The sequence below is a fragment of the Microcystis sp. BLCC-F210 genome, from assembly GCF_042134685.1.
Lineage (GTDB): Bacteria > Cyanobacteriota > Cyanobacteriia > Cyanobacteriales > Microcystaceae > Microcystis > Microcystis aeruginosa_D.
The window spans coordinates 4,383,211-4,399,405 of the sequence record NZ_CP169647.1 but is presented as its reverse complement, the minus strand read 5'-3'; the positions used below and the strand labels follow the sequence as shown (position 1 = coordinate 4,399,405).

General features: G+C 43.2%; 13 protein-coding genes and 1 pseudogene. 9 read left to right on the top strand and 5 right to left on the bottom strand.

Annotation, left to right across the window (positions count from 1 at the left end):
• Window position 1 precedes the first annotated feature (1 nt).
• Window positions 2-1,417, top strand: a complete 1,416-nt coding sequence (locus ACE3JL_RS21380; protein WP_375328329.1) for a mechanosensitive ion channel domain-containing protein — start codon at window positions 2-4, stop codon at window positions 1,415-1,417.
• Between the two features lie 231 nt (window positions 1,418-1,648).
• A complete protein-coding gene (locus ACE3JL_RS21375; RefSeq protein ID WP_375328328.1) occupies window positions 1,649-2,050 on the top strand; it encodes a phosphomannose isomerase type II C-terminal cupin domain in 402 nt (133 codons plus the stop codon).
• A 189-nt stretch (window positions 2,051-2,239) separates the two neighbouring features.
• On the opposite strand, the gene gatC is transcribed toward ACE3JL_RS21375, so the two are convergent.
• The 5 genes from gatC to ACE3JL_RS21350 form a co-directional block, all read right to left on the bottom strand.
• Window positions 2,240-2,536: an Asp-tRNA(Asn)/Glu-tRNA(Gln) amidotransferase subunit GatC gene (gene gatC, locus ACE3JL_RS21370; protein WP_375328327.1), complete on the bottom strand. Its 297-nt coding sequence runs from the start codon at window positions 2,534-2,536 to the stop codon at window positions 2,240-2,242.
• Window positions 2,537-2,713: 177 nt separating this feature from the next.
• Window positions 2,714-3,235 (bottom strand): photosystem I assembly protein Ycf3, encoded by a 522-nt coding sequence (locus tag ACE3JL_RS21365; RefSeq protein ID WP_271993025.1) that lies wholly within the window; start codon window positions 3,233-3,235, stop codon window positions 2,714-2,716.
• A gap of 402 nt (window positions 3,236-3,637) precedes the next feature.
• Window positions 3,638-4,360 carry a PEP-CTERM sorting domain-containing protein gene (locus tag ACE3JL_RS21360; protein ID WP_375328326.1) on the bottom strand — a complete coding sequence of 241 codons (723 nt, stop codon included), beginning with the start codon at window positions 4,358-4,360 and terminating at the stop codon, window positions 3,638-3,640.
• A 239-nt stretch (window positions 4,361-4,599) separates the two neighbouring features.
• Window positions 4,600-5,898: a hypothetical protein gene (locus ACE3JL_RS21355; RefSeq protein ID WP_375328325.1), complete on the bottom strand. Its 1,299-nt coding sequence runs from the start codon at window positions 5,896-5,898 to the stop codon at window positions 4,600-4,602.
• A gap of 342 nt (window positions 5,899-6,240) precedes the next feature.
• Window positions 6,241-7,182 (bottom strand): glycosyltransferase family 2 protein, encoded by a 942-nt coding sequence (locus ACE3JL_RS21350; RefSeq protein WP_271993029.1) that lies wholly within the window; start codon window positions 7,180-7,182, stop codon window positions 6,241-6,243.
• Window positions 7,183-7,522: 340 nt separating this feature from the next.
• Between ACE3JL_RS21350 and glmM the strand changes: the two genes are divergently transcribed.
• The 7 genes and pseudogenes from glmM to ACE3JL_RS21315 all read left to right on the top strand — a co-directional run bounded on the left by glmM (window position 7,523) and on the right by ACE3JL_RS21315 (window position 16,193).
• Window positions 7,523-8,962: a phosphoglucosamine mutase gene (glmM, locus tag ACE3JL_RS21345; protein ID WP_375328324.1), complete on the top strand. Its 1,440-nt coding sequence runs from the start codon at window positions 7,523-7,525 to the stop codon at window positions 8,960-8,962.
• Between the two features lie 272 nt (window positions 8,963-9,234).
• Window positions 9,235-10,487 (top strand): annotated as a pseudogene (locus tag ACE3JL_RS21340) (RRXRR domain-containing protein).
• Between the two features lie 59 nt (window positions 10,488-10,546).
• Entirely contained in the window at window positions 10,547-12,274 is a 1,728-nt protein-coding gene (hpsL, locus tag ACE3JL_RS21335; RefSeq protein ID WP_375328323.1) for a hormogonium polysaccharide biosynthesis protein HpsL, read from the top strand.
• Between the two features lie 413 nt (window positions 12,275-12,687).
• Window positions 12,688-13,683, top strand: a complete 996-nt coding sequence (gene hpsN, locus ACE3JL_RS21330) for a hormogonium polysaccharide biosynthesis glycosyltransferase HpsN (RefSeq protein ID WP_375328322.1) — start codon at window positions 12,688-12,690, stop codon at window positions 13,681-13,683.
• Window positions 13,680-14,849: a hormogonium polysaccharide biosynthesis glycosyltransferase HpsO gene (gene hpsO / locus ACE3JL_RS21325; protein WP_375328321.1), complete on the top strand. Its 1,170-nt coding sequence runs from the start codon at window positions 13,680-13,682 to the stop codon at window positions 14,847-14,849. Before hpsN ends, hpsO begins: the two co-directional genes overlap by 4 nt.
• A gap of 385 nt (window positions 14,850-15,234) precedes the next feature.
• Window positions 15,235-15,819: a sigma-70 family RNA polymerase sigma factor gene (locus tag ACE3JL_RS21320; RefSeq protein ID WP_375328320.1), complete on the top strand. Its 585-nt coding sequence runs from the start codon at window positions 15,235-15,237 to the stop codon at window positions 15,817-15,819.
• Window positions 15,819-16,193: a hypothetical protein gene (locus ACE3JL_RS21315; RefSeq protein ID WP_271993043.1), complete on the top strand. Its 375-nt coding sequence runs from the start codon at window positions 15,819-15,821 to the stop codon at window positions 16,191-16,193. The genes ACE3JL_RS21320 and ACE3JL_RS21315 overlap by 1 nt, the downstream gene beginning before the upstream one ends.
• Window positions 16,194-16,195: the final 2 nt, after the last annotated feature.

Genomic DNA, 16,195 nt, shown 5'->3' with positions numbered 1-16,195 from the left:
GATGACTTTCTCTCCCTCAGCTTGGTTAACGCCCTTTTTTTACACTCCCCTTTGGCGCGCTGGGGGTGTATCCATCACTCTCGGTTGGATTATTAGCACTCTTGTACTGTTTATTCTTGTCACCTGTCTGACGATCGCTTTTAAAAGTTTACTAAAAAATCGTCTGCTGAAAACTATCGGTTTTGATGAGGGTAATCGAGAAGCGATCGCAACTCTGGCTAGTTTTGCTTTTGGGGCTTTTGGTTATATTATCGCCCTACAATTGACTGGATTTAATCTCGCTTCGATCGCTGTTTTAGCCGGTGGTTTGGGGGTGGGTATCGGTTTCGGTTTGCAGGAGTTAACCAAAAATCTCACCAGTGGTTTAACTTTGTTGGTGGAACGCAAGTTAAAAGTGGGCGATTTTATCGAATTTGAGCAAACAAAGGGTTATATCCGGGAAATATCGATTCGTTCCACCACCATTCGCACTGTGGATGGTGCAGAGTTAATCGTTCCTAACACAATCCTAACTAGCAATCGCGTCCAGAATTGGCATTATCCCGACTCGCGCATTCGAGTCATTGTGCCGGTGGGAGTTGCCTACGGTACGGATCCTTTGATAGTAACGGAAATCCTGCTGCAATCAGCCTATATGTCGGGAGAAATTGCCTTTAATCCCCTTCCCAAGGTGATTTTTAACGGTTTTGGTGATAGTGCTTTAAATTTTGAGTTGTGGGTATGGGTGGAAAAAGTCGAACAGGCCGTTTTTCTGAGAAGTTCCCTACACTTCATTATCGAGCATAATCTGCGTCATCGGGGCATAACGATTCCTTTTCCCCAGCGAGAGTTATGGTTGCATAATACCGACAGTTTTGAGGCAGTTAAGGAACAGGAGCAGGAGATAGTTAAACCTTCAAAACCGCTATCGTTAAAAGAAATGTTATTGGAGGTGAGTTACTTTAAACATTTTAACGATCTGCAATTGCGTGTATTAATTGAAATGGGTTGTCGTAAACATCTCCAGGACGGGGAGATTTTCATTAGACAGGGAGAAAGAACTAATTATTTCTGTATTGTTTTGCAGGGACAAGTGGATGCTTTTTATGAAAACGATCAAATTAGTCGTAAAATTTTTACTTTTAATAAAGGTCAATATTTTGGGGAATTACCGTTAATATTAGAGGTTCCCTATCCCACCACTATGCAAGCAGTGGGGGAAACCTTGTTATTTTTGCTCGATCGTCAGGGGTTTCAGCATCTTATCACTACTCATCCGGCTCTAGCGGAGGAATTCACACAAGCACTCGCCCAACGTCAGGAGGAATTGGGCGAATATCAGCAGAAATTGCGAGAAATGGGGCTTTTAGACTCAGAAGACCTGAAAAACCCCGTCTCTTGGCTGCGACAACGGTTAAAGAGCTTTTTTGCGACTTAAAAGGGCATGAGAACAGATTTAGGTCCTTTCTCCCAGAGCAGTCATTTTAACGCGGATGGTCAATTCCTGATATTTAACCTATGCTCAACGGATTTAGTATAACAGCGGCTTCCATCTCCCCACTTCCCGCCCCCTTCTTTGGCACTTCGATCACGAATTTAGATGTCATCTAGGGTTTTTGCTGCTATCTTGAACTAAGATCAGACCTAGCAATGGAGACATATATATATCATGATCGCATCCCAAGATGTCCCACCATTTCAGCTTATTTCGAGCGTAGAATCGGCGGCAACAGAATTTAGACCCTGGGGTTCCTTCACTACCCTAGAAGAAGGTCCTGGTTATAAAATCAAGCGAATTGAAGTGAATCCGGGTCATCGTCTCAGTTTACAGATGCACTATCATCGCAGTGAACACTGGATTGTCGTTTCGGGGATGGCAAAAGTCACCTGTGGAGATAACGAGGAAATTCTCGGCGCCAATCAGTCCACTTATGTACCTCAGTGTACCGCCCACCGTCTGGAAAATCCTGGGGTGATCAAATTGGTGTTAATTGAAGTGCAAAATGGGGAATATTTGGGAGAGGATGACATAGTGCGTTTTCAGGACGACTATGCTCGTCATCATAGCTAAGACTGCTTTTAGGGAGACAGAAGGGGAAGAACTATATTTTCGCTCAAAGAACCTTTTTAGGTTAGTCTGCTTGACTGTCTTCCCTGCTGTCAAGGCTTGTCAAGTTCTAGAAAATTTGTAATCGTTCAGAGAGGAAGGAAATCTGGTAATCCCAAGGATATGGATGATAGCTGATCACTGATGACTAATTCACTCTTCGTCGGTGTTGAGAATACGGGGAACGCGGAAATAATCCCCTTCTGGGACCGGTGATTCTTGCACTAAAACCTCGTGATCGGGATAAAGTCTATTACTATCGGCGCGAGTGATGTTTTGAATTTCGATCGCTCGCGTGGTGGGTGGCACATTTTCCGTGTCTAATTCGCTTAACTGCTCGAAATAATCGAGGATTCCGCTTAATTGCAACGCAAACTGTTCTTCTTCGCTGCTCTTAATCTCTAAACGGGCTAAATGGGCGATTTTTTCAACCGTAGCTCGATCGATCATGGGAGAAATGGGGTTAGGGGTGTAGGGTGTGGGAATTATGAATTATGAATTGGGGTGTGGACTTCGGCCGTGAGCTCAGTAGTTCGACAGGCTCACTAACACGAACGCTCAGCCGAACCGCCGAACGGGTGTGGGGAGAATAAATAAAAATAATCTCCTGACGACTGACTTTTCAATTTAGAAGAAAACATCAATTTCCGATCGCCCAGTGATTTTCAGCCAGTTTTGGGCTTCAATGTAGTTATTGGGGGCTAACCGGATGGCCTGTTTCCAGTATTCTGCTGCTTTGTCGTAGAGTGCTTCTGCTTCGGCCTGTTGACCATCTTCTCTCGCTTTTTCCCCTTGAAAATGGTAAATAACGGCGATATTATTCAAAGCGGAGGGCATTCTAGGGTTAAGTTGGATAGCCTCTTGGTAGTATTCCAGGGCTTTTTCATGCTCGCCGTTACTAGCGTGGATAATGCCGATATTGTAGAGGATATAACTGCGATCATTGGGATCCTCTTCTAATGTTAAAGCTTCATAATAATTATCGAGGGCTTCGGCGTATTCACCGTCAGCTTGGGCAGACATCCCATCGCGGTAATAAACAAAGGCTTCCTTGGCTTTTTTATTGGCGGGCAGTATCTTTAAAATGATATCCGCCATGACGGTAAAAGATTTATCTATAAAATTATCGTTACGTTGAGTGCGTGGCATAGTTAGGACTAGTAGGGGATCGAAATGACTATTTACCTTTATAGCACTCGCGAGAAACCCTAGTAAAAATGTTTACAATTCACGGCGATATTTCGCCCAATTGTGTCAGGGACGAACAGTTCACCACAGTGGTAGAACTCTAAAAGCTTATCCTCTAGCTAAGAATTCCATCGACCCCCTCGCCGCTGCATTGGCACAGTTCTACTAAGTATTCCCAGTAAGGAGCTTGCGTAGAAATAATGTGCCAGCTACAACCTCTCTTTAGAAAAGTTAGACAAGTTCTAAATGGCACATGATCAAAGCGCAGGTTCCTAAGTAGGTTGGTTTCTAGGGATGAAACCCAAGAAGGACAATCTGTATAGGATTGTCCAATAACCTAACCTACTATCTGCTGACACTAAGTCAAATTCTTTTTCTCAAACTAACACCCCCTAAACCAACAGCTAACAGGGCAAGTAAGGAAGAAGGTTCGGGTATTTGGGTTGGTGGTGGTGGTGGAACAGTTCCATCAAATTGAACCTCATTGAACCCAATCTTATTATTGACATCAGCAAGGGTTCCAAAGTTACTCAGATTAGTAAATCTAATTTGAGTTGCAGTGACCGGGGTAGTAAAAGTATATGGCTGTGCTATCTGATCGGCGGGGGTTGTTGCATTAAAAAGCCCTTGCGTAAAGGTAGGCGGAGCACCAGGCGCAGCAAGCCAATTTGTTCCATCGAAGTATTCAACCGTCACATCTCGGATTCCTTGTCGGGTTAAGGCTGCAGCACTACCGCCAAAGTTCCAGAATGTAAACCCAGATACAAGATAAGTACCATTGAGGTTAAAAGTGATACTAGCACCAGGAATTGTACTGCCTGGCGCGTTACCTAAAGCCACCGACCGCCAAGCCGTCGGAATATTATTCGACGCAACGTGGTTCCCTGTAAGACTCGGAGTATTACCGGGAAGTAGCCCTTGGCCGTTGACGGTATTGATTATATTCCAAGCAGCATCGGGATCAACACCCAGAGTGGTTGTAACAGAAATGCCAGGAATCAGGGCGGCTTGGGCGTTTTGTGCCACACCCAGCATTAGGCCGAAAGTGGCAGTAGATAAAACAAGGGGTGTAATAGTGGGTTTCACTGGGAAATCTCCTTGATTAAAGGTTAGGTACGGTTAAAAGGACACAGCGTATCCAGCCGTATGATATTTGTTTTGCTGGCGAATGTCAACTACTTTGATATAAAATTTTTTCCACTTTGTGGTACGGAATCGGGGGACAAGGGGAAAACACCCGTCTGGTGGCGCATTTAGGAAAGTCAGAAGCCAGAAATCGGGTGGGGAAGAAATTCTGTCTTCTGTTTTCATAGCGGGGTATCTGCCTACTGATGAGATTCTAGCCTCGTGGTGTTGCTATTGTCCCCATCCGAGAATAAATCATCGTTAAATAGATCATCAAGGGACAGTTCTTCGTCAGAAGGTAAGGATTCTAGATTATCTGTTTCTTCATCATCCAACATACTGAAGAAATCTAGCTCTTCTTGGTCACTCGCAACAGAAGCAATATTTTGGCTGTTGGATGCAAATGTAGTGGTTTCTTCGGCAAAAGGATCGAATAATTCGAGACTATTACTGTCAGCAGTATCAGCAAATAAGTCGTCTAGAAAATTTTGATTGTCAGGGAATTTTTCGGCATCGGTGACTAATAAATCAGAGAAACTGGTGTCAGTGCTAACGGTTTCTTGAATCTGATCGTAATTACCCGATAATTCTTCGAGACTACCGATCGTTCTAGTTTCTTCCTCTAATGTTAAACTGTTGATAAATGCTATCTCGGCAGCGGACATCTCCCAGTCGGAGATTGCTGGTGCTGCCATGAGGGAAGAATCTTCGATTTCAGTCATTTCTGGAGAAAATAAAGCTTCTTCCCTGCTATTTAAACCGTCCAATCTCTCCTCGGAAACCAGTGTTTCTAGGAGCGTCTCAGGCGCAAATTCTGGTTCTAATTCTAGGGTTTCTTCGGTGATAAAACCATCAAAAGGATTGATTTCTTCGTCCCTGGGGCGATCGGGAAAATCATCCCAAGGTTCGACGATTTCAGTGGTTCGATCATCCACTCCCGTTTGACGGGCATTTTGTAATTTTAATAGTTGGCTTTGATAACCCTGTTCTAGTTGTTGAATTTGCGACTGATAGCCCTTTTCTAATTCTAGAATCCGTGCCTGTTGACTTTGACGCAGAGCCTCTATTTCTCCTTGCTTCCCGTCTAGTATCTCTTGTATTTGATTTTGATAGCTTTGGCGCAATTCCTCGATTTTAGCTTTTTGTTCCCGTTGAAGTTCCTCAATTTGGTTTTTATCGGCGAATTCCACCGATTGAGGGGTGGTTGCGCTGGCTATCTCTTGTAAACGTCCTTGGCTATCTTCTAACTCTTTTTGCAGTTTAGCCACTTCTTTTCTATAGGTGGCTTCGATATTGCGGATCCGTTCTTCGGAGAGATCGAGTAGTTTTAATTGTCCTTTGCTATCTTTCAACTCTGCTTCGGTTTCACCTAAAGCCGTGCGAATTTTCTCATATTTCTGTAGTGCTTCCTTGATTTTTCCCTGTTGGAGGGCATATAAAGCCCCACCCCCGATCGCACCTCCACCGATAAAACCGATTAAAATATCGAAGATATTCATTATGGGATTCCTCCTCTAGGAAAATTTACTTTTAATATGCCCAATCTCAGAGGATAACTGCCAAGGGGCAAATGTGGTCAGTGTTTTTCGCCGCTCTCTATGTCGATTGCTATTGCTATTGCTTTTGATTGTGGCAGCAATTATCAGAAAAAGAAAGAAAATATGAACTTTTTTATCGGCAAATGTTAATCCTTAGGGCATTTATCTCAATAATGAGGTACAAAGTCTCTGGTTTTAGGGAATCAAGAATGGTCAACAGTAGCGGATCATCGGAGACGATGCCAATTTCTTTTATACCTCATGTTTATGAGAAGTACCGTCCATGGTTTTCGGCAAGACATTTCACTGAAGCTGCATTTCCCGATAAGCTTGATAAACGCCGCGCACGTTGTACCAATTGAGAAAAATGCGGGCAATTTCTAGGGCTAATTGCGGTTTACCTCGATCGATTAACCACTGTAACAGCGGGGAGAGGCTGCGTTCATTCAGGGTTCCTCCTAGGGAAAGTAAACCCCACAACAGTCGATGAATCCAAGTCATTTGAATCATCATCCGCACTTCCCAGGTGGGATGTTTTTGATAAAAAAGCACTCCCATTCGTCCCCGTTGAATTTCCTTGTCGATGAGATTGGGAATTTGAGCGAGATTAAAGGGGGGATGCCAATGATAACCGACGGCTTCAGGACATTTGATTAATTTTAGTCCTAATTGCTTCAATCTCACCCCTAATTCCAAATCTTCCCAACCGTAGAGTTGAAACTGGGTGTCGAATAATCCCGCTGCTAATAACCACTTCTTTGCGATCGCCACGTTACCAGTGGCAAAATAGGCGGCGGAGAAATCGGTGATTTTATAGGGTTCACTGGTGGGATACTCGAAGTTACAGGTATTAATGACGCTGCCGTAGGTAAATAAGCGATCACTGCCGAGACTGGCTGCTCCAGCAGTTAAAGCGTCGGCGTGGGCTTGCAAAAAACTTTCTGTTACTACCAGATCGCTATCGATAAAAATAATCGTATCACCACTAGCTTTTTCTACCCCTAGATTCCTAGCGATCGCCGGTCCGCCGTGATCCTGTTGCCACAGTTGCAGATGGGGTAAATTAGCCTTTTGAGTTTCTAGCCAAGCGATTGTCCCATCGGTAGAGCCATCATCGACAAGGACTATTTCGTAGTTTTCTACCTTATTATCAGTTAAACGCTGATTTTCTAGGGCGAGTAAACATTTTTTTAAGATTGCTTCGCGATTGTAAGTAGGGATGACAACACTGATCAGCATGCGCATTCGGGGGTCAAGATTACCGTTTTAGCTTACCAAATAACCTCGGCTTCTTGATTAGACTTCCCGCAAAAATCAACAATCTTTAATTCAGTTATCAGTTATCAGTTATCAGTTATCAGTGGGTAAGTTATCAGTCAATAGTATTAAGCGATAAGCTCGGAGCTGCCTTTTTACTGAAAAAGCTCCCCACACCCCACATCCTACACCCCACTTCCCCACACCCCACTTCCCCACAGTGTCAGGAACTCCGGGAGGAGGATTAAGGTCAACTGGGAACATTAATTTTAAAAAATCGGCGATCATGTTATTCTCTGAGTGTGTTGTGTGAGGAAAGGAATTGGCCATGGTAGCGTCTCTCTCGTATCAAAATGGGCAAAAAGCTCGATCGCATCCCCTGTTATCCTTAGGGGGTTTGATCGAATTACCGTCATCACCCCTGTTCGGCACGGACGGAATTCGCGGCCAAGTGGGAGAATTATTAACTGCCCCCCTAGCGCTACAAATCGGATTTTGGGCAGGACAGGTATTAAAAAATCAAGCTGGTGTTACCAAACCAGTAGTTATCGGTCAAGATTCGCGTAATTCCAGTGATATGTTAGCTAATGCTATCACTGCGGGTTTAACTTGGGCGGGAATAGAAGTCTGGCAACTGGGATTATGTCCTACCCCCTGCGTCGCCTATTTAACCAGAGAAAGCGAAGCGATGGGGGGGATCATGATTTCTGCCAGTCATAATCCTCCGGAAGATAATGGCATTAAATTTTTTGACAGCAACGGTTTAAAATTATCTGGCAGTTTAGCGGCACAGATAGAAGCGGGTTTAAGGGGCAATTTAGAATTAGTATATAAACCGGAAAATTGGGGAAAAGCGACTTTTTGTCCCGAATTAATCCAAAAATATTATCAAGCTGTGATTGCTTCCGTCGGGACGGACATTAACCTATCGGGATTAAAAATAGTTTTAGATCTAGCTTGGGGGGCAGCCGTTAACCTAGCACCTTTAGTATTCCAAACTTTGGGGGCCGAAGTTATCTGCCTACACGATCGAGCCGATGGCGATCGCATTAACGTTAATTGTGGTTCTACCCATTTGGAAAGCCTACAGGCTGCGGTGATTAATCAGCAAGCGGATTTAGGGTTTGCCTTCGATGGCGATGCCGATCGAGTCATGGCCGTGGATAGTCAGGGTAGAGTAGTAGATGGCGATTATATCCTCTATTTTTGGGGTCGTTCCCTCTTAGAAGCAGGACAGCTACCCGATGGGTTATTAGTGGCAACGGTGATGGCTAATTTAGGCTTTGAACGCGCTTGGCAAAAACTGGGGGGTCAATTTCTGCGGACTGCCGTGGGTGATCAGCACGTTCAGGCGCAAATGTGGGAAACTGGAGCCATGCTAGGGGGTGAACAATCCGGCCATATTCTCTGCCATCATTACGGGGTTTCTGGGGATGGAATGCAAACCGCCCTACATTTAGCGGTTTTAGTGCAGAAATCGGCGGTTTCTTTGGCTAACTTAGTCGATCATAGCTTTGTCACCTATCCGCAGATTTTACGCAATGTGCGGGTGGAAGATAGAGAAGTGCGACGTAATTGGCAGCAATGTGAACCCTTACGGCGAGAAATCCTCAAAGCTGAGAAAGCTATGGCAGAAAAAGGCCGAATTTTGGTACGAGCTTCCGGTACAGAACCATTAATTCGGGTGATGGTGGAAGCAGAAACCCTAGAATTAGCCAGTTTTTGGACAGAAAGACTAGTGGAAGCGGTGCGAAGCTATCTTTTGTAGTCGATCGAGGGGGACAGGGATTATAATGCCTTTAGCCTAGCGTAGCAAGGGATAATTGTCACTAACCCCGCCCTAAAAGGGACGGGGCTTGCCTAAACCAATTTAGGCGACGCAAGTAGAGACTACCGCATCGAGACACAATCTGGCCCAGACCTCCGAATACTTCCCTAGTTCGGATTACCTCTCAGCTTTATTGGTAAAGCGTTGTTAGACAAGACATCTTGATTGTGTTGCGGTAAGGGACTTTAACTTTACTCTTAAGGATTATCTCCATGGAAAGAGTTCCTGTTATCTCAAAAGACGGAAAACCGTTAATGCCCACCAAACCCAGTCGGGCCAGACGGTGGATTAAGGAAGGAAAAGCTATCGGCAAATTCAACGACTTAGATATTTTCTATGTCCAGCTAACCGATGAACCTTCCGATAACAAAACCCAACCGATTGCCATTGGTATTGACCCGGGTAAATTATTCTCTGGAATTGGTGTTCAATCCTCTCTTTTTACTCTTTGGAAGGCTCACTTAGAACTTCCTTTTAAACGAGTAAAAGAACGCATGGACAATAGACGGTTAATGCGAAAAGGACGTAGAGGAAGACGGATTAACCGCCAACTTTCTTTTGATCTAAGAGCGCATCGACAAAAACGATTTTCAAATAGAAAACAAGGAAAATTAGCTCCCTCAATCAGAGCTAATCGTCAACCCTTCGACGTAGCTCAGGGTCAACTTGAACTTCGAGTCGTTTCTGAACTAACCAAAATCTATCCAATTACTGACATTTACTTTGAGTACATTAAAGCCGATATTGATCTAACTTCCGGTAGAAAAGGAGCTAAATCTGGAAAAGGTTTCTCGTCGGTTATGGTCGGACAAAAATGGGCTATTGAGCAACTATCTCAATTGGCAACAGTCCATACTCGCTTTGGTTGGCAAACCTCTAATCTTAGAAAACATTTGCGATTAGAAAAGTCGAAAAATAAAGCAGAACAATCACCAGAAAGTCATGCTAACGATGGCATTGCTCTTGTCTGTTTTCAGTTTTTAGATTATTGGCCATTTCAGACTTATAATAGTCATGGATATGATTGGAAGGGTTCTGTTGAAGTAACAAACGCTTCCTTTGCTGTCATCAAACGTCCTCCTATTAGTCGTCGTCAACTTCACCTGATTGTTTTTTCCAAAGGTGGTAAACGACTTAAATATGGTGGCTCTACCACAAGACATGGGTTCCGTAAAGGCAGCAATTCTCATTTTGAAACGATTTTGCGTTGTTTCAGCGATCTAGAGATTCGTTAAGAATTATTAACCCCTCTAGGTGCAAGGGTTTTAATGTCATGAAACCTTAAAATGAGAATCGCTGCCGTAAAGGAGATTTAGTTTCCTCTCCCAAAGGAATTGGTTATATTAGTGGAGATACCGAAAAACAGCTATCTGTAAGCGATACCAATGGTCAACGATTGGGACAGATAGCTGTTAGCAAGATTCAGTTAATTCGTCGTTCTGACGGTTTAATTGTTTCTCACTGACTTATGTAAAGCCGCCCTCCGCTATCGCTAAAGGGCGGGGTTTCAGACCCAATTTTTCGATGACAGGACTAAGTATTGATCGCCCCAAAAAAAAGAATAAACAAGACCGAAAACAAGCTGATAGTCCCCCGCTTAACCTTAAGGGGAAACTTGCACTCAAAAAAGAGGAAAGACAAAAGAAACAAAAGTTAGGGGGGTTGATTATTTTCGCCATTTGTGTGGCAATTTTGCTCGGATTGCCCCTCAGCCTATTATTTGATGCCAAGATAGGAGCAGGAGTAAGTTTATCCTTAATTTTAGTAGTTTTCTCCTTTATGTATCCCCGCATGGCCCTTTGGGCATTTATTATCTATGTCCCCTTCAATGGCACTATTGTCTATTGGTTGGGAGGTAGTCAAATCCTGCAGCTTACTAAGGATATTTTTTATATACCCGCTTTAATCGCCTTAGTTTTAGAATGTCGAACAAAGCAATTACCGATTATTGTCCCCAAACAATTAGGTATAACCCTGTTATTAATCTTTGTTTTCTGTGCAGTCTGTCTATTAGCTCTCAATTTACAGAAACAATTGCTGCCTACTTGTGATTCCGTAGCTGGGATGACTGTGTTTAGCGGTGGCCGTTTGGTCGGACTTCCCTGTCGGACAGGTGAGCCTTTTCTGCAAGGACTATTAGGATTTAAAGTTTTGCTAGGTTATGTCCCCTTGATCTTCTGTACTTATTACTTGATCAAAGATAAACCCACCCTATTATTTTTTGGTCGTCTTTTAGTGACTTTAGTGATTATTTGTTGTGTACTAGGACTAATGCAATACTGGATGCTGAAAACCGGTCGTTGTGAAGGAACTAGAGGCCTTGTGGCTGATGCACTATTCAAAGCTCACTTAGATGCGAGGTGTTTGGTCGGTGGGGGATTAGCGTATAGTCCAGAAGTGAATATGATCCGTTTACCCGGTACTTTTGTTTCCCCCTGGCACTGGGCCTGGTTTTTGGTCTCTAGTGCCGTAATTTGTTATGCCAACGCCTTTAGTGAAATTTCCCAAAAATGGCGACTAGCAGCCCTAGTGGGTTTAACCCTAGTTTTTATTAATGCAGTGGTCTCTGGGCAAAGATTAGCTTTCTTTGCTGTACCGATTATTATTGGTCTGCTGACGATTCTTACGGGACAAATCGCTAACTTAAAACGATTTTTGCCGATTATTTTTGTCACCTCTTTACTTCTAGCTATCGGTTTTTCTTTCCTTAACCCCGATTTTGTCCAACAACGCTACGATAGTGCCGTTAGTCGTTGGCAACAGGCTCCCCCCACCGCTTTTGTCCAAGAACAGATGGATTTTGCTATTCGTAATCAGGGCGGTATTTTAGGTCGTGGACTCGGTGTGGCCACATCTGCTGCTAGAATTTTCGGTGATATTTCTTTTGTGGAAACCTTTCACAGTAAAGTTTTATTCGAGTTGGGATACATTGGTTTTGCCTTGTACATGATATTTATAACCCATCTAGTTTATCTGACCTTCCGCACCTATCGTTCCCTCAAAGATCCGACTCTGCGAGGTTTTGCTGGTAGTTATTGGGTTTTGCTGCTCTTTGTTGCCTATCTTCCCTATTGGTATGCCCTCGATACGGATCCTGTGGGTGTTTATTACTGGATATTCGCGGGCGTAATTTTTAAATTACCCATTATTGAAAAACAGGAAAAAGAGGCTAAAATTCTGGCGGGAGAAACCGAAACAAAATCCTCTAAAAAGGGCTTAAATTTTAAACGCAAAGGTGTTTCTTTAGCTTGAAATATAGGTGTTGGGGGTTTCAGTTATCAGTTATCAGTTATCAGTTATCAGTTATCAGTTATCAGTTATCAGATTTGAGTTTTTAAGTGTGCGGTATTAAATAAGTACCTAAACAAAATTAATTACACATCTAAGCTCTCAGCCGTCAGCCTTTTGCTGTGAGTAAACAGTGAACTGAAAACTCAAATGCGATCCCTAATAGCTGTATCGGAGTCTCCCGTCTCGGAGTCTCCTGTATCGGAGTCTCCTGTATCGGAGTCTCGGAGTCTCCTGTCTCGGAGTCTCGACTAGGAAATTAATTTTGCACGACTACTTAGAAGTTTTCTACTGTCTTTTTACTGATTACTGTTTACTGATTACTGATTACTGTTTACTGATTACTGTTTACTGATTACTGATTACTGATTACTGCTATGAATTTTCCCTTGATTTCTGTCATCATACCCACCTATCGACGCGAAGAGCCTCTTAAAGATACCCTCGATGACCTACTCAAACAAGATTACCCCAATTTTGAGGTATTAGTTATTGACCAAACCGCTACCCATAGTCCCGCCATACAATTCTATCTAGAAAATTTGGCTAATCAGCAGAAAATTAGCTGGTATCGGCTGGATTGGGCGAGTTTACCCGGTGCCAGAAATTATGGAGTCCGTCGCGCTCAGGGCGATATCGTTCTTTTTATCGATGATGATGTGCGGCTCCCGGATAATTATCTCAAAGCACATAGTGAGAATTTTGTCAATAACCCTGAGATAGGTGTAGTGGCCGGTCGAGTATTCGATCGCATGAAATTGGGTGACTCTCAAAAAATGGTGACAGACACCAGCAACCCCTACGAAATCGACTGTTTACCCCCCCAAGCGATGGATCCGGGCATTGCTTGGTATTACATCGATCTTGTCCACACCACTAAACCCCAGCAGGTAATCTCGGCCCGGGGCTGTAATATGTCTTTCCGGAAGGATATATTTACTAAATACGGCATTTGGTTCGATGAACGCTTTCGTGGCAGTGCCGTGCGCGAGGAATCGGATTTTTGCTTAAGATTACGCCAGACTCCCTATCATGTCTGGTACGATCCCACCGCTTATCTGGTTCATTTAGGGGAAGAAACCGGCGGCTGTCATGATATTAGCACTCGTTCTTTGAGTTATCAGACGACTTTTTATCATAATCACTTTTTGATGGCCCTGAAAAATCTCACTCCCGCGCAACAATTGCGACTCTATGCTAAGTTATTTGATTGTCACGTTCTTGGCAATCCTCCCTGTAATAAAGGTGGTTCCCCGATTAAAATCCTTTCTAGGGGAATTTTTTATGGTTTAGGTTTTCTGGATGCTCTGAAAACTCAAGTTAAGTCTCTCTGGAATGATGGCCAAATTTATACAAAACTAGATAATCTATGAGAATTTTAGTTGCTAGTCATACATATATAGTTGATCTCAACTGTGAGAAACTGCGCGCCCTAACAAGATTAAATCCCAGTATTGAAGTTACTATTGTTGTTCCCCAACGTTGGCAACCGGGAGGAGTCCAAAATAAAATCATTGAAAGTCAACCGAAAATAGCTGATAATTTCCGAGTTATTCCTGTCTCTAATTTTAGCCAGAATAACCAAGCTTTATTGACTTTTGGCATTGATATAATTTATTTATTGCAAAAATTTAAACCCGATATTATTCAAGTGGAGCAGGGTTCTAAATCTCTCGCTTATGCCCAATTTATCACTCTGAATCGTCTCTTAAATCTCCGGGCTAAAAATGTATTCTTTACTTGGTGGAATCTTCCCTATACTCCTAAATTTCCCATCTCTTGGTTAGAAGCTTATAACCTGAAAAATACCGATGGTTTAATCGCTGGTAATCAGGACGGGGTAGATGTTTTAAAAGAACGGGGTTACAGGGGTAAATACACCGTTTTACCACAATTAGGAGTGGATGAAGTTCTTTTTTCCCCCAGCAAGCAACCCGATTTGTCCCGATCTTTAGGCATTGAACCCGATGAATTTGTGATTGGTTTTGTCGGTCGTTTTGTAGAAGAAAAAGGCATTCTAACGCTGATTAAAGCTGCAGCTAAATTAACAGGTAAGTGGAAATTATTAATGTTAGGTCGGGGCATCCTGAAAGATAAAATAGTCAGCGAAGCTACAGCCGCAGGAATAGGCGATCGCTTGATAATAGTGGAAAGTGTTCCCCACGATCAAGTAGTTAATTATATTAACCTGATGAACACTTTAGTTTTGCCTTCAGAAACCACCTATCAAGTCAAAACTTTAACTGCTGTGGGTTGGAAAGAACAATTCGGTCATGTTTTAATTGAAGCTATGGCCTGTCAGGTTCCTGTTATTGGTTCTGACTCGGGAGAAATTCCCTTTGTTATTGCTGATACCGGGTTAATTTTTCCCGAAAAAGATGGGGAAGCACTGGCTAAATCTATACAAACTCTCTTAGATAATCCCAGTTTCGCTCAAGAATTAGGCCAGAGGGGTTATCAGAGAGTAATGACCAATTATACTAATAAAGCCCTCGCTCAAAAACAATTGGATTTCTATCAACAATTACTCCCTCGGTGATCGGGTGTGGGGTCTGGGGTCTGGGGAGATGGGAGCATCTCACCTTTGCAATAAGCATAAATACTTAGTAGAAAAATAGGCTTTTCGAGGGTAATTCTTGTTTTAATTCTCCATGTACGCGGTCTTTAAAAGCCTCTATTTCGTTCCAAGACACGATTAAGAGTGGCTTTTAAGCTAAGTATAATTACTCATCGCGTAAGTGAGATGCTCCCGGGGAGATGGGGAAGTGGGGTGATGGGGAAGTGGGGTGATGGGGAGAAAAAAGCTGATAACTTACAACTGATAACTGATCACTGAATCACTGATAACTGATCACTGATCACTGGTTATGAACCATTCTTGACACCCCCTAGTCTAAAGGGACAAGTAGCTAGGGGTGAGGGGAATGATCGAGGTGATAACCGAGAAGCAAACGAGTGTGAGCGATCGAGAGTTAATTTTAAAATGTCAAAGGGGTGATCGGGGTGCTTTTCGTCACCTTTACCGTCTTTATCAACCAAAAATCCGCTCTACTCTCTATCAACTCTGTGGACAGGAATTCCTAGAGGATTTTGTCCAAGAGGTCTTTTTAAGAGTGTGGTGCGGGTTGCCGAAATTGCGTTCACCTGAATACTTTTCCACTTGGGTTTATCGGATCACTTGGAATGTGGCACTCGATGGTCGACGACAATTAGCCAAAAGACAAATGAGGATGGCCAAAAGTACTGATCAGGAAAACTCCTTTGATAGCGAATCCCGTCCCCAAGATAGTCCCGATTTGATGCAACTGCATTATGAGGAAGTGGTCCGACAAGGGTTAGAAATTCTCAGTTTAGAACATCGTGCTGTCCTTGTCCTTCACGATCTAGAAGACTTACCCCAAAAGGAAATCGCTCAAATCTTAGAAATTCCCCTCGGTACGGTGAAATCACGTCTTCATTATGCGCGTAAAACCATGGGTCAATTTTTGCAAAAACAAGGAGTTCTCTAATGTCCCCAGAAGATGAGAAAGTGGTTAATTTTCTGCGTCGCTATCGTCCATCGCTGCCACCTCAACCGATAGATGAAGAAGAACAGTTAATGCAAATGATTAGGGGAGAAAAGCCAGTAAATTTCCCAAAATTGCCGCCTTTATTGGGGTGGATTACCGGTATTACTGCCTTATCGGCGCTGATTTTTGCTTCCTATCGTTGGTCCGATCCTCATCCACAACTGGGCCAAATTTCTGACGAGCAGTTGGAAGCTTTTTTAGTGGAAAGTTGGAACCATAGCATCGCTCCACCGATTGCTGCTCCTAGCGTTTATAGTTCCCCTTGGATGAGCTTAAACGAGTCTCAACTCACCTATTCTACCTATAATCCTTAATT

Excerpts from the sequence above, each read along its gene's own strand:
- gatC (WP_375328327.1), bottom strand. The coding sequence starts at position 2,536 with ATGATCGATCGAGCTACGGTTGAAAAAATCGCCCATTTAGCCCGTTTA.
- hpsL (WP_375328323.1), top strand. The coding sequence starts at position 10,547 with ATGACAGGACTAAGTATTGATCGCCCCAAAAAAAAGAATAAACAAGAC.
- ACE3JL_RS21350 (WP_271993029.1), bottom strand. The coding sequence starts at position 7,182 with ATGCGCATGCTGATCAGTGTTGTCATCCCTACTTACAATCGCGAAGCA.
- ACE3JL_RS21320 (WP_375328320.1), top strand. The coding sequence starts at position 15,235 with ATGATCGAGGTGATAACCGAGAAGCAAACGAGTGTGAGCGATCGAGAG.
- ACE3JL_RS21380 (WP_375328329.1), top strand. The coding sequence starts at position 2 with ATGACTTTCTCTCCCTCAGCTTGGTTAACGCCCTTTTTTTACACTCCC.
- hpsN (WP_375328322.1), top strand. The coding sequence starts at position 12,688 with ATGAATTTTCCCTTGATTTCTGTCATCATACCCACCTATCGACGCGAA.
- glmM (WP_375328324.1), top strand. The coding sequence starts at position 7,523 with ATGGTAGCGTCTCTCTCGTATCAAAATGGGCAAAAAGCTCGATCGCAT.
- ACE3JL_RS21355 (WP_375328325.1), bottom strand. The coding sequence starts at position 5,898 with ATGAATATCTTCGATATTTTAATCGGTTTTATCGGTGGAGGTGCGATC.
- ACE3JL_RS21365 (WP_271993025.1), bottom strand. The coding sequence starts at position 3,235 with ATGCCACGCACTCAACGTAACGATAATTTTATAGATAAATCTTTTACC.
- hpsO (WP_375328321.1), top strand. The coding sequence starts at position 13,680 with ATGAGAATTTTAGTTGCTAGTCATACATATATAGTTGATCTCAACTGT.
- ACE3JL_RS21375 (WP_375328328.1), top strand. The coding sequence starts at position 1,649 with ATGATCGCATCCCAAGATGTCCCACCATTTCAGCTTATTTCGAGCGTA.
- ACE3JL_RS21315 (WP_271993043.1), top strand. The coding sequence starts at position 15,819 with ATGTCCCCAGAAGATGAGAAAGTGGTTAATTTTCTGCGTCGCTATCGT.